The organism is Brucella oryzae (genome assembly GCF_041929965.1).
Classification (GTDB): domain Bacteria; phylum Pseudomonadota; class Alphaproteobacteria; order Rhizobiales; family Rhizobiaceae; genus Brucella; species Brucella oryzae.
Genome location: NZ_JBHEEO010000014.1, coordinates 92,509 through 105,593 on the forward strand (window position 1 = coordinate 92,509; position 13,085 = coordinate 105,593).

Below are 13,085 nucleotides of genomic sequence, written 5' to 3' on the forward strand. Positions count from 1 at the left end.
AAACAATGGCTGAACGATCGCAAAATCTACAAGACCTTTTTCTGAATTCTGTACGTAAGCAGAAAATTTCCCTGACGATTTTTCTTATCAATGGCGTGAAACTGACCGGCATTGTAACGTCGTTTGATAATTTCTGCGTGCTTCTGCGTCGTGACGGTCATTCGCAGCTTGTCTACAAGCATGCGATTTCGACGATCATGCCAAGCCAGCCTGTGCAGATGTTCGAAGGCGAAGAAGCCTGACGCTTTCCGAATTCCACTGGAGCGTGATCATTGGGTTGTTTCGCTCCAGTTTTGTTTCTGCTGATGATAACCGGACACGCTCTGCCTGTCCGGTTCCTCATGTTTAAACAATCCGGGGCGTCTTTCATTTGAAACAGCTGTAGCGGCGACTTATCTGCAATGTCAGATAGTGCATTGACCTGATCTTTTCAGCCAAGATGCATCCACGAGAGTTTCCGCGTCCCGGAGTGAAAATATTTGTCCAAATTCAAGGATAAAAAGCCTATGTCTGCCGATGCAGACAAGGATTTCGAGATTTCAGAACCTGAGCCCACAAGGGCAGCCGTTATCGTTCCCGTTCTGCCGGAGCGGTATAATACGGGTACGTCGACGGAAGATGGGGCTCGCCCCGAATTTCAGCGCTCGAATGAGGCGCGCCTAGAGGAAGCCGTCGGGCTTGCCCGGGCAATCAATCTCGACATCGAACATGCCGAAATTGCGATTATCGCCAATCCGCGGCCTGCGACCTTGCTGGGTGCGGGAAAGGTGGAGTCCATTGCCGAAACCGTCGAAGAAAAGGCCATCGGGCTGGTCATCGTCGATCACGCGCTGACACCGGTGCAGCAGCGCAATCTGGAAAAGGAATGGAACGTCAAGGTCATCGACCGCACGGGTCTCATTCTCGAAATTTTCGGCGAGCGCGCGCGCACCAAGGAAGGCGCCTTGCAGGTCGAGCTGGCGCATCTGAATTATCAGAAGGGCCGTCTGGTCAGAAGCTGGACCCACTTGGAGCGTCAGCGCGGCGGTGGCGGCTTCCTCGGTGGTCCGGGTGAAACCCAGATCGAAGCCGACCGCCGCATGTTGCAGGAAAAGATTCTGAAGATTAAGCGCGAGCTTGAAACGGTGGTGCGGACCCGCACACTGCATCGCCAGAAGCGGCGCAAGGTGCCACATCCGATTGTGGCGCTTGTCGGCTATACCAATGCGGGAAAGTCCACACTTTTCAACCGTATGACCGGCGCGGAAGTGCTGGCCGAAGACATGCTCTTCGCCACGCTCGATCCAACATTGCGGCGCATTCGCCTTCCGCATGGCGAAACGGTTATCCTGTCGGATACGGTTGGTTTCATCTCCAACCTGCCGCACCATCTCGTTGCCGCTTTCCGCGCCACGCTTGAAGAAGTGGTCGAGGCTGACCTGATCCTGCATGTCCGCGACATTTCCGATCCGGACAATGCCGCGCAGGCGGAAGACGTTGAAAGCATTCTTGCAGGGCTGGGCATCGAGCCGCAGGACCGCAAGCGTGTCGTCGAAATCTGGAACAAGATCGACAATCTCGACGAAAGCGGGCGTGAAGCCGCTATGCGCCTTGCCGCCGCAGGCAGCGAAGAGGGGCGTCCGATCCCCCTCTCTGCTATCACCGGTGAGGGCGTTGACAGGTTGCTTTCGCTTATCGAAACGCGGATAGCGGGTGCACTCGGTTCGGTGGATGTCGTGCTGTCTCCTTTCGAGCTTCATCTTCTCGATTGGATTTATCAGCACGGCAGCAATGTTGAACGCGAGAACCTGGAAGACGGCTCCGTCCGCATCAAGGCGCAGCTGACCGAAGTGGCGCGCAAAACGTTGGACGAGAAGCGCGGCATTCGTCCCGAAAAACCGGAGTTGGACTGGGAGTAAAGCGCGGAGTGCTGCGCCACTTGCGGAACAGGGGCGCAACGCCCTATGTATGGAACACTCACGATTCAGAACTATTCACTTCGCCATAAATATATCCAGAGGCCCATAATGAGAGATCCGATCGAAACCGTCATGAACCTCGTCCCGATGGTGGTTGAGCAGACCAACCGTGGCGAACGGGCCTATGATATTTTCTCGCGCCTTCTCAAGGAGCGCATCATCTTCGTAAACGGACCGGTTGAAGACGGAATGTCGATGCTGGTTTGCGCGCAGCTTCTCTTTCTCGAGGCAGAAAACCCGAAGAAAGAGATCAACATGTACATCAATTCGCCCGGCGGCGTCGTAACCTCCGGCATGGCGATCTACGACACGATGCAGTTCATCCGTCCGCCGGTTTCCACGCTTTGCATGGGGCAGGCTGCTTCGATGGGCTCGCTGCTTCTGACTGCCGGTGCGACCGGCCAGCGTTATGCGCTGCCGAATGCACGTATCATGGTTCACCAGCCATCGGGCGGTTTCCAGGGGCAGGCGTCGGATATCGAACGTCATGCGCAGGACATCATCAAGATGAAGCGCCGCCTCAATGAGGTATATGTCAAGCACACGGGTCGCGATTACGAGACGATCGAACGCACGCTTGACCGCGACCATTTCATGACCGCGCAGGAAGCGCTCGAATTCGGCCTTATCGACAAGGTGGTTGAATCGCGCGACGTGGGCGCGGACGAATCGAAGTAAGAGCCCGGAATCTCCGGCTCGTACCTGTTTTTAGCGCCCTTTGCCACAAAAGGGGCCTAATTCTTGCTCCTACGTGATGGTTAACGCGCCGCGTTAAGCATCTGTTTGGGTTCGGGGCGCTAAACTTGGTCAGATTATGCCGAATCTTTGCCGGGAACTTATTTTTCATTTGTTCGGCGGTGCAGCTTCTGCAAAAGTCCCCAAATGGCTCCTTCGGTCGGGGAGCCATGCGGTGACAGGAATCCTGAGACTACAGGCCCTAGACGACAGGTAGCGCGTATTTGCTGCTGTCGTGACCGGCGGGAGGCGCGTTTCTCCTCCAGCACTGGGTCCGAACCGGAAGAAACGATCGATATGAACGCCCAAGGTTCATTTCGGTCAATTGAAAGGAAACTGCGATGAGCAAAGTCAGCAACAGCGGCGGCGATTCCAAGAATACGCTTTATTGCTCGTTCTGCGGCAAAAGCCAGCATGAAGTGCGCAAGCTGATTGCAGGCCCGACCGTTTTCATCTGCGACGAGTGCGTCGAACTCTGCATGGACATCATCCGCGAGGAAAACAAATCCTCGATGGTGAAGTCGCGCGAGGGCGTGCCTACGCCGCAGGAAATCATGGCCGTTCTTGACGATTACGTCATCGGCCAGAAGGATGCCAAGCGCGTTCTGTCGGTTGCGGTACACAATCACTACAAGCGTCTCGCCCATCAGTCCAAGAGCAGCGATATCGAGCTTGCGAAGTCGAACATTCTTCTCGTCGGCCCGACGGGTTGCGGCAAGACCTATCTTGCCCAGACGCTCGCACGCATCATCGATGTGCCGTTCACAATGGCCGATGCAACGACGCTGACCGAAGCAGGCTATGTCGGTGAAGATGTCGAGAACATTATCCTGAAGCTGCTTCAGGCCGCCGATTACAACGTGGAACGCGCACAGCGCGGCATCGTCTATATCGACGAAGTCGACAAGATCAGCCGCAAGTCGGATAACCCGTCCATCACGCGCGACGTGTCGGGCGAGGGTGTCCAGCAGGCGCTTTTGAAGATCATGGAAGGCACCGTCGCTTCCGTGCCGCCGCAGGGCGGCCGCAAGCATCCGCAGCAGGAATTCCTGCAGGTGGACACGACGAACATCCTCTTCATCTGCGGCGGCGCTTTTGCCGGTCTCGACAAGATCATCTCCGCACGTGGCGAGAAGACGTCCATCGGCTTCGGCGCTACAGTCCGTTCGGTCGATGAACGCCGTATCGGTGATGTCTTCAAGGAACTGGAGCCGGAAGATCTTCTGAAATTCGGCCTCATTCCGGAATTCGTCGGCCGTCTGCCGGTGATCGCGACGCTCGAAGACCTCGATGTCGATGCTCTGGTGCAGATCCTGACCGAGCCGAAGAACGCGCTCGTGAAGCAGTATCAGCGCCTGTTCGACATGGAAAGCGTCGAGCTGAGCTTCCACGAGGATGCCCTGCGGGCGATTGCCAACAAGGCGGTCGAGCGCAAGACGGGCGCACGTGGCCTGCGTTCGATCATGGAAAAGATCCTGCTCGACACGATGTTCGAGCTTCCGACGCTGGAAGGCGTGCAGGAAGTGGTCATCTCCGGCGATGTGGTGGATGGCAGTGCCCGTCCGCTCTATATCTATGCCGAGCGGCAGGACGAAAAGGGTAATGTTTCTGCTTGAGCGGCAACAGCCAATCCATAAAAGGGCCGCGCAAGCGGCCTTTTTCATGTGCAGACTTGCGCAGGGCTGTTCCTGTCAGTATTGCAGGCGCAGCAACCAGGGTACAGCCTAACTAGATGTTGTACTAAATCACGGTACAGCGCAGGATAGATGACGATTCTATGAAAGCCATCCCGCTACAGGCTATTGAATTGCCGGGTTCGGCTCTCCAAGTATGGACCGAAGCACATTCGTGACCTGCCTCGTGATGAAAGGGGGCGCGGATGTGGCAGTCAGGTTGAAAGACCTGAGAAAGGACTTGAGTTATGACGGGTACTGAACAGAAGACCCCATTGGGTGGTTCTGAAGCGGGCGGTGCAGACGGGCTCTATGCCGTTTTGCCGTTGCGTGACATCGTCGTTTTCCCGCATATGATCGTTCCGCTTTTTGTCGGCCGCGAAAAGTCCATTCGCGCGCTGGAGGAAGTGATGGGCGTGGACAAGCAGATTCTGCTTGCCACCCAGAAGAACGCCGCCGATGACGATCCGGCACCGGATGCGATTTTTGAAATCGGCACGATCGCCAATGTATTGCAGCTTTTGAAGCTGCCGGACGGCACCGTCAAGGTGCTGGTCGAAGGCACGGCGCGCGCCAAGGTTTCCAAGTTTACCGACCGCGAAGATTATCACGAGGCCTATGCTGCGGCTTTGCCGGAGCCTGAAGAAGATGCCGTCGAGATCGAGGCGCTTGCCCGCTCGGTGGTTTCCGACTTCGAAAACTACGTCAAGCTGAACAAGAAGATTTCGCCGGAAGTGGTTGGCGCCGCCAGCCAGATCGACGATTATTCCAAGCTTGCCGACACGGTTGCCTCGCATCTCGCGATCAAGATTCCCGAGAAGCAGGAAATGCTGTCGATCCTCTCGGTGCGCGAGCGCCTTGAGAAGGCACTTTCCTTCATGGAAGCCGAAATTTCGGTTCTCCAGGTTGAGAAGCGTATCCGCAGTCGCGTCAAGCGCCAGATGGAGAAGACGCAGCGCGAATATTATCTCAACGAGCAGATGAAGGCGATCCAGAAGGAGCTTGGCGATGGCGAGGACGGTCGCGACGAAGCGGCTGAACTGGAAGAACGCATCAACAAGACCAAGCTTTCCAAGGAAGCCCGTGAAAAGGCGCAAGGCGAGCTGAAGAAGCTGCGCAGCATGAGCCCGATGTCTGCCGAAGCAACGGTCGTCCGCAACTATCTCGACTGGCTCCTGTCCATTCCATGGGGCAGGAAGTCGAAGATCAAGCAGGACCTGAACTTTGCCGAGGAAGTGCTCGATGACGAGCATTTCGGCCTCGACAAGGTCAAGGAGCGCATTGTCGAATATCTCGCGGTGCAGGCTCGCTCGACCAAGATCAAGGGCCCGATCCTCTGCCTCGTCGGCCCTCCCGGCGTCGGCAAGACCTCGCTCGCCCGTTCGATTGCCAAGGCGACAGGCCGTGAATATGTCCGTATGTCGCTTGGCGGCGTGCGTGACGAGGCTGAAATCCGCGGTCACCGCCGCACTTATATCGGTTCGATGCCCGGCAAGGTTATCCAGTCGATGAAGAAGGCGAAGAAGTCCAACCCGCTCTTCCTGCTCGATGAAATCGACAAGATGGGCCAGGATTTCCGCGGCGATCCGTCATCGGCCATGCTCGAGGTGCTGGACCCCGAACAGAACTCGACCTTCATGGATCACTACCTTGAGGTCGAATATGATCTGTCGAACGTCATGTTCGTGACGACGGCCAATACGCTGAACATTCCCGGCCCATTGCTGGATCGTATGGAAGTCATCCGTATTGCCGGCTACACCGAGGATGAAAAGCTCGAGATCGCCAAGCGGCACCTGCTGCCGAAGGCAATCAAGGATCACGCTCTGCAGCCGAAAGAGTTTTCGGTCACGGACGATGCGCTGCGCAATGTTATCCGCCTTTATACGCGGGAAGCAGGTGTGCGTAGCCTCGAACGCGAATTGATGACTCTGGCCCGTAAGGCCGTGACTGAAATCCTGAAGTCGAAGAAGAAGTCGGTGAAAGTCACCGAAAAGAACCTCTCCGACTATCTGGGTGTCGAGCGGTTCCGCTTCGGTCAGATTGACGGCGAAGATCAGGTTGGCGTCGTGACAGGCCTTGCCTGGACGGAGGTTGGCGGCGAATTGCTGACCATCGAAGGTGTCATGATGCCCGGCAAGGGCCGCATGACCGTCACGGGTAACCTCCGCGACGTGATGAAGGAATCGATCTCTGCAGCGGCTTCCTATGTACGCTCGCGTGCTATCGATTTCGGCATTGAGCCTCCGCTGTTCGACAAGCGCGACATCCACGTGCACGTGCCGGAAGGTGCGACGCCGAAGGACGGTCCGTCCGCAGGCATCGCCATGGTCACGGCGATTGTCTCCGTGCTGACCGGCATTCCGGTTCGCAAGGACATCGCAATGACCGGTGAGGTCACCCTGCGCGGTCGTGTCCTGCCCATTGGCGGCCTCAAGGAAAAGCTCCTCGCGGCACTGCGCGGCGGCATCAAGAAGGTTCTGATCCCGGAAGAAAACGCCAAGGATCTGGCGGATATTCCGGACAATGTGAAGAATAGTCTTGAGATCGTTCCGGTGTCCCGCGTGGGCGAGGTGCTCAAGCACGCTCTGGTTCGCGAACCCGAACCGATCGAATGGACCGAGCCGGAAACACCGGCGCCTGTACCTTCGGTCGAGGAGGAAACAGGCGCCTCGATGGCCCATTAAGAGCTGTTTATCAGGGCCAACAATCCAAATGCCGGGCAAATTGCCCGGCATTTCTGTGTTTAACCCCGGTTTTCCGGGGTTTTTTCACGTTGACAGGCTTGGTTTGTGAACCGATTTGAATAAACTCCGACCAATCCGGTCACGTTATCCGTTCCGGTAGATAAAGAAAGGAAATGCCAATGAACAAGAACGAATTGGTTGCCGCAGTTGCGGAAAAGGGCGGTTTGACGAAGGCTGATGCCGGTACTGCTGTTGACGCCGTACTCGCTGCTGTCACCGGTGCCCTGAAGGCTGGTGAAGAAGTCCGTCTGCCTGGCTTCGGCGTTTTCTCCGTTTCGCATCGCGCTGCCTCGACCGGCCGTAATCCTTCGACCGGCAAGGAAGTTGCTATTCCGGCTCGCAACGTGCCGAAGTTCTCGGCTGGCAAGGGCCTGAAGGACGCCGTAAACGGCTAATCATGATCTGGAGGGCGAAAGCTCTTCGAACGGATCGTGACGATAAATTCCCAGCCATCGCGGCATGATCGCGAATGGCTGTCGAGAAGGCCCGGCTTGTCCGGGCTTTTTTCGTTTATGAGACATTAGTATATCGGACGCGAGATGTTGAGGTGCGATCCGCGGAGACAAGTTTGGCCTAGCCGGCGAGGAGCGCATTTCTCTCGTCGATAAGTTTCCTGTATTGTTCTTGAAATTTAGCCTCTTCGTTTCCGCTCAATGGAAGTCGATCAACGGAAAAGGTTTGTCCGCGTATTATGTCTAGGATACGAATTTCTGTTGGCAAAACTTCTGGCAGAGCTTGTATTAAGAGCCATAATCCAAGTTTCGCAGCCTCGTCCGATAGAGCCGGATCTGAACCAAAATATGGATATATGAAATGTTCAGCGCTTCGCGCATCGCGAACTGAAAGAACGCCTTCTACCTTAACTGTCGCTCCCAGTTCGGCAAAAGTGTAGCTGGATTTGAGGTGCCTTCCGGGACGAAATGGCTCATTCGTCCAACGTCTCCTTTCTATCCACCACCGCAAAAAACCATCTCTCAATTTGGGATATAAATCTTTTCTGCTTCTTGGATTGGCAATAATACGTCCTTCGGTACTCTCGTGGAGATCGTTTCCGCCAAATATGTGTGCCCGCACATCGGACCAGAACGGAGTATAGAAGTCTGGACCGTTGGCCTCTCGACCCTCCTCTTTAGCCCTTTCGAGCCGCAGGTCCCTCAAGAGTAAGGAGCGCCTCTGAGGGGCCGATGAAAACAATAATTTCAATATTTTATGCAAGTGAATGCGCTCTAGTGGCATGCTGAATCACCTTGGTAATGCAAGTTTAAGGTGTATCATGATGCTACTTATTCGTTTAACGCAATAGAATATAATACTTTAAATAGATGCGATGGGCGCATCAAAAAAACCTGTCGATAACAGAAAGCCGGGCAGCATGCCCGGCTTCCAATAATTCTCGTTGCTGGTGCTTTATTCAGCAGCCTCTGAACTGCGCTTGGGGCGACGTTCGAGCAGTTCCTTGAGGAAGTGGCCGGTGTAGGAGCGCTTCTCCTTCACAATGTCTTCCGGACGGCCCACGGCGACAATTTCGCCGCCACCATCACCGCCTTCCGGTCCAAGATCGATCACCCAGTCGGCAGTCTTGATGACTTCCAGATTATGCTCGATCACCACGACGGTGTTACCCTGTTCAACCAGTTCGTGCAGCACTTCCAAAAGTTTTGCTACGTCATGGAAGTGCAGGCCAGTAGTGGGTTCGTCCAGAATATAGAGCGTGCGGCCCGTGGCGCGGCGCGACAGTTCCTTGGCAAGTTTCACGCGCTGCGCTTCACCGCCGGAAAGCGTCGTCGCCTGCTGGCCGACCTTGATATAGCCGAGGCCCACCTTGACGAGCGTTTCCATCTTGTCGCGCACCGCTGGCACGGCAGAGAAGAACTCCGCACCTTCCTCGACAGTCATATCCAGCACATCGGCGATGGACTTGCCCTTGAACAGGACTTCCAGCGTTTCGCGGTTGTAGCGTTTGCCGTGGCAAACGTCGCAAGTGACATAGACATCCGGCAGGAAGTGCATCTCGATCTTGATGACGCCATCGCCCTGGCAGGCCTCGCAGCGCCCGCCCTTCACGTTGAACGAGAAGCGGCCCGGCTGATAGCCGCGTGCCTTGGCTTCCGGCAGGCCCGCGAACCAGTCGCGGATTGGCGTGAAGGCGCCTGTATAGGTTGCCGGGTTGGAGCGCGGGGTGCGGCCGATCGGCGACTGGTCGATGTCGATCACCTTGTCGAGGAATTCCAGCCCCTCGATGCGGTCATGCTCTGCCGGATGCTCACGCGAACCCATGATGCGGCGCGAGGCGGCCTTGAACAGGGTTTCGATCAGGAAGGTGGATTTGCCGCCGCCTGAAACGCCAGTGACGGCGGTGAAGGTTCCAAGCGGAATATCCGCCGAGACATTTTTCAGGTTATTGCCGCGCGCGCCCACCACGCGAATGCGCTTGGACTTGGAAATCTTGCGGCGTTCCGCCGGGACGGCAACTTCCATCGCACCCGACAGATATTTGCCGGTCAGCGAGTTCGCATTGGACATTACGTCCTGCGGCGACCCTTGAGCGATGATCTTGCCGCCATGGACGCCAGCCGCCGGACCGATATCGACCACATAGTCGGCGGTCAGGATCGCATCTTCATCGTGCTCGACCACGATGACCGTATTGCCGAGATCGCGCAGATGGCGCAGCGTGTCGAGGAGACGCGCATTATCACGCTGATGCAGGCCGATGGACGGCTCATCCAGCACGTAAAGCACCCCGGTCAGGCCGGAGCCGATCTGCGAAGCCAAACGAATGCGCTGGCTTTCGCCGCCCGACAGGGTGCCGGAATTGCGCGCCAGCGTCAGATAGTCGAGGCCAACATCGTTGAGGAACTGCAGGCGCTCCCTGATTTCCTTGAGGATGCGGGCGGCAATCTCGCGCTGCTTTTCGTTGAAGCTGCCATCGATGTCGCGGAACCAGGCGTCGGCCTTGCGGATCGACATTTCCGTGATCTCGCCGATGTGCTTCATGCCGACCTTGACCGCCAGCGCTTCCGGCTTCAAACGATAGCCGTTACAGGCGGGGCAGGGCGTTGAGGCCATGAAGCGTTCGATATCTTCACGCGACCATGCCGAATCGGTTTCCTTCCAGCGGCGCTCCAGATTGGGGATCACGCCTTCAAAAGGCTTCGTCGTCTGGTAGGAGCGCAGGCCGTCATCATACTGGAAGGTGATTTCCTTGCCCTTGGTGCCATAAAGAATGGCTTGTCGGGCTTCCTCCGAAAGATCGGCCCATTTTGCGCCAATCTTGAAGCCATAGGCTTTACCAAGCGCTTCCAGCGTCTGATTGTAATAGGGCGACGAAGACCGCGCCCAAGGGGCAATCGCGCCGTCCTTCAGCGCCGCCGTTTCGTCGGGAACGATGAGGTTGGGATCGATGGCCTGCTGCGTGCCGAGGCCGTCACAGGTCGGGCAGGCGCCGAACGGATTGTTGAACGAGAACAGGCGCGGTTCGATTTCAGGAATGGTGAAGCCGGAAACCGGGCAGGCAAATTTTTCTGAGAAAAGAATCCGCTCATGCGTCTCGTTGGCCGACTTGTTGGCCGCACCACCTTCCGCCGTTTCTTCTGGCGGCAGCGGCTTGTCGGCAAATTCGGCAACGGCCAGACCTTCGGCAAGCTTGAGGCAGGTTTCAAGGCTGTCGGCAAGGCGGGTCGAAAGGTCAGCACGGACCACGACGCGGTCCACCACCACATCGATATCGTGCTTGTATTTCTTGTCGAGCGCTGGAACATCAGCAATTTCATAGAAGGTGCCGTCCACCTTGACGCGCTGAAAGCCCTTCTTCTGAAGTTCCGCCAGCTCCTTCTTGTACTCGCCCTTGCGGCCACGAACGATGGGCGCGAGGATATAAAGGCGCGTGCCTTCTTCCAGCGCCATGACGCGATCAACCATCTGGCTGACTGTCTGGCTTTCGATGGGAAGACCGGTCGCCGGCGAATAGGGCACACCCACGCGCGCAAAGAGCAGGCGCATATAGTCGTAGATTTCGGTGACGGTGCCGACCGTCGAACGCGGATTGCGGCTTGTCGTCTTCTGTTCGATGGAAATGGCGGGGGACAGGCCGTCGATCTGGTCGACATCCGGCTTCTGCATCATTTCGAGGAACTGGCGCGCATAGGCTGAAAGGCTTTCGACGTAGCGGCGCTGGCCTTCCGCATAGATCGTATCGAAGGCAAGCGAGGATTTTCCCGAGCCGGAAAGCCCCGTCATCACGATCAGCTTGTCGCGAGGCAGATCGAGATCGACATTTTTCAGATTGTGTTCGCGCGCGCCACGTATGGAAATGAATTTCTGATCGCTCATTCCGCGTCCTGCCTGCTCATATTGCCATGGATAAACGGGCGCCGAATGGTGAAACACGTCGCGCCGGTACCTAATATGGGGTGAAACCCTCCAATAAGAAGGGGGCTCCGGTCATTCATCGGTGCACTCTTATCATTAGAACAAATATCGAACAACCAGCCTTCTGATAGGCGATACGAAATGTGAACGCAAGAGCGTTGACTGTCACTCCTGACAGGAGCAGACTACCTTTACTCGCTGATAGCGGAGAGGTGCCGCGGTGGGATGACACGGCATCGGCAAGAGGTCCGCAGGAGGCGGGAAGACCCAGTAGGGAGGTAAAGGAGCATGAGTCCACCTGACTACGTTGCCTAGCTTTCACAAGGATGAAAGCACAATCCGTTTCGGTTGCGGCAGCATCTTTTCGCAAGGAATGATGCCTCGTTGATCGAAAGTGCGATTGCCGACAATTTGAATTTGCGCGGACTGCAAATGGCTGTGCGCCTTTGTGATCCGAAAAGACCTGCCGACGAATTAATGTCGACACATGAGCATTGCTCGAACCCCAAGCCCTGCGCGCCAAAGATACAGTGAGCGGCAGGGCTTTTCCTTGGAAGCGGATCCAGCGTCCGAAGTGCGGGTGAATATCTTCCACGAGGTGGTGGGTGGAGCCGTTTTGAAATTAAGGCAGATGCAGTTTTAGGCCCCGAAATGACGCAAACTGCATTTTCAGCACAGGAAACGGTCAAAAAACCTCTGAAATTTGTGGCGAACGCATGGCTTTTTAGTGTCGGAAGGTTGCATTTTGAACAAAACAAGAACATAAACTCTGTGGACATTGACGAATTCACCGGCCCGGATTGAACATGCGTTGAGCCAGTCCTGTAAGGTGAAGATAGAGTTTCTGGTGATGGCGCATCGTTGCGCCTGATCTTTCATTTGGAAAGTGCCTCTTGTCTGTGCGAAGTCGTACGGAAAGAGTGTGCATGCAAGACCCGGAGTAATTTTTCGATGGCTGGTAGCGTCAACAAAGTCATTCTGGTCGGCAATCTTGGTGCCGATCCGGAAATTCGTCGCCTGAATTCCGGCGACATGGTTGCCAATCTGCGCATTGCAACGTCGGAAAGCTGGCGCGACCGCCAGACCGGCGAACGCAAGGACCGCACCGAATGGCACAGCGTCGTCATTTTCAATGAGAACCTTGCCAAGGTCGCGGAACAATATCTGAAGAAGGGTGCCAAGGTTTATATCGAGGGCGCACTCCAGACCCGCAAGTGGCAGGATCAGAACGGCAATGACCGTTACTCGACGGAAGTTGTGCTGCAGAAGTTCCGCGGTGAACTGCAGATGCTCGACAGCCGTGGTGAAGGCGGCGGCGAAGGCCGTTCGTTCGGCGGTGGTGGCAATCGCAACCAGATGTCCGATTATTCCGGCGGCGGTGACTTCGGCTCGTCGGGTCCATCCAATCAGGGCGGTGGCAGCGGCGGCGGCGGATTCTCTCGCGATCTGGATGACGAAATTCCATTCTGAGAACCGGTGTAATCCAATCTATAAGAAAAATACGATAAGGCGCTGTTTTACAGCGCCTCAGGCTGCTGACAAACCCGTTGATATTTTTCGGCGGGTTTTGTTTTTTAGGAGGGGCCGCGTTTTGCGACAGC

At 56.1% G+C, this 13,085-nt stretch carries 9 protein-coding genes; 7 read left to right on the top strand and 2 right to left on the bottom strand.

The features are described from left to right. The first annotated feature begins 5 nt into the window (after positions 1-5). The 6 genes from hfq to JNC70_RS15350 all read left to right on the top strand — a co-directional run bounded on the left by hfq (position 6) and on the right by JNC70_RS15350 (position 7,508). Positions 6-242 carry an RNA chaperone Hfq gene (gene hfq, locus JNC70_RS15325; protein WP_002964239.1) on the top strand — a complete coding sequence of 79 codons (237 nt, stop codon included), beginning with the start codon at positions 6-8 and terminating at the stop codon, positions 240-242. A gap of 237 nt (positions 243-479) precedes the next feature. Further along, the gene (gene hflX, locus JNC70_RS15330) at positions 480-1,898 is read left to right on the top strand and encodes a GTPase HflX (protein ID WP_104757385.1); all 1,419 of its coding nucleotides are present in this window, start codon (positions 480-482) and stop codon (positions 1,896-1,898) included. 108 nt (positions 1,899-2,006) lie between these two features. After that, positions 2,007-2,636, top strand: coding sequence for an ATP-dependent Clp endopeptidase proteolytic subunit ClpP (gene clpP, locus JNC70_RS15335; RefSeq protein ID WP_104757392.1), 630 nt, complete (start codon positions 2,007-2,009; stop codon positions 2,634-2,636). 398 nt (positions 2,637-3,034) lie between these two features. After that, positions 3,035-4,309 (top strand): ATP-dependent Clp protease ATP-binding subunit ClpX, encoded by a 1,275-nt coding sequence (gene clpX / locus JNC70_RS15340; RefSeq protein WP_104757386.1) that lies wholly within the window; start codon positions 3,035-3,037, stop codon positions 4,307-4,309. 305 nt (positions 4,310-4,614) lie between these two features. Further along, the gene (lon, locus tag JNC70_RS15345; protein WP_104757387.1) at positions 4,615-7,053 is read left to right on the top strand and encodes an endopeptidase La; all 2,439 of its coding nucleotides are present in this window, start codon (positions 4,615-4,617) and stop codon (positions 7,051-7,053) included. Between the two features lie 179 nt (positions 7,054-7,232). Continuing rightward, positions 7,233-7,508: an HU family DNA-binding protein gene (locus JNC70_RS15350; protein ID WP_006470422.1), complete on the top strand. Its 276-nt coding sequence runs from the start codon at positions 7,233-7,235 to the stop codon at positions 7,506-7,508. Between the two features lie 178 nt (positions 7,509-7,686). On the opposite strand, the gene JNC70_RS15355 is transcribed toward JNC70_RS15350, so the two are convergent. Both JNC70_RS15355 and uvrA read right to left on the bottom strand, forming a co-directional pair. Beyond that, positions 7,687-8,349, bottom strand: coding sequence for a hypothetical protein (locus JNC70_RS15355; protein WP_104757388.1), 663 nt, complete (start codon positions 8,347-8,349; stop codon positions 7,687-7,689). A gap of 171 nt (positions 8,350-8,520) precedes the next feature. Beyond that, positions 8,521-11,445 carry an excinuclease ABC subunit UvrA gene (gene uvrA, locus JNC70_RS15360; RefSeq protein WP_104757389.1) on the bottom strand — a complete coding sequence of 975 codons (2,925 nt, stop codon included), beginning with the start codon at positions 11,443-11,445 and terminating at the stop codon, positions 8,521-8,523. Between the two features lie 990 nt (positions 11,446-12,435). Here uvrA and ssb point away from each other — a divergent pair. After that, positions 12,436-12,954, top strand: a complete 519-nt coding sequence (gene ssb, locus JNC70_RS15365; RefSeq protein WP_104757391.1) for a single-stranded DNA-binding protein — start codon at positions 12,436-12,438, stop codon at positions 12,952-12,954. Positions 12,955-13,085: the final 131 nt, after the last annotated feature.

Excerpts from the sequence above, each read along its gene's own strand:
- clpP (WP_104757392.1), top strand. The coding sequence starts at position 2,007 with ATGAGAGATCCGATCGAAACCGTCATGAACCTCGTCCCGATGGTGGTT.
- JNC70_RS15355 (WP_104757388.1), bottom strand. The coding sequence starts at position 8,349 with ATGCCACTAGAGCGCATTCACTTGCATAAAATATTGAAATTATTGTTT.
- hfq (WP_002964239.1), top strand. The coding sequence starts at position 6 with ATGGCTGAACGATCGCAAAATCTACAAGACCTTTTTCTGAATTCTGTA.
- JNC70_RS15350 (WP_006470422.1), top strand. The coding sequence starts at position 7,233 with ATGAACAAGAACGAATTGGTTGCCGCAGTTGCGGAAAAGGGCGGTTTG.
- clpX (WP_104757386.1), top strand. The coding sequence starts at position 3,035 with ATGAGCAAAGTCAGCAACAGCGGCGGCGATTCCAAGAATACGCTTTAT.
- uvrA (WP_104757389.1), bottom strand. The coding sequence starts at position 11,445 with ATGAGCGATCAGAAATTCATTTCCATACGTGGCGCGCGCGAACACAAT.
- lon (WP_104757387.1), top strand. The coding sequence starts at position 4,615 with ATGACGGGTACTGAACAGAAGACCCCATTGGGTGGTTCTGAAGCGGGC.
- ssb (WP_104757391.1), top strand. The coding sequence starts at position 12,436 with ATGGCTGGTAGCGTCAACAAAGTCATTCTGGTCGGCAATCTTGGTGCC.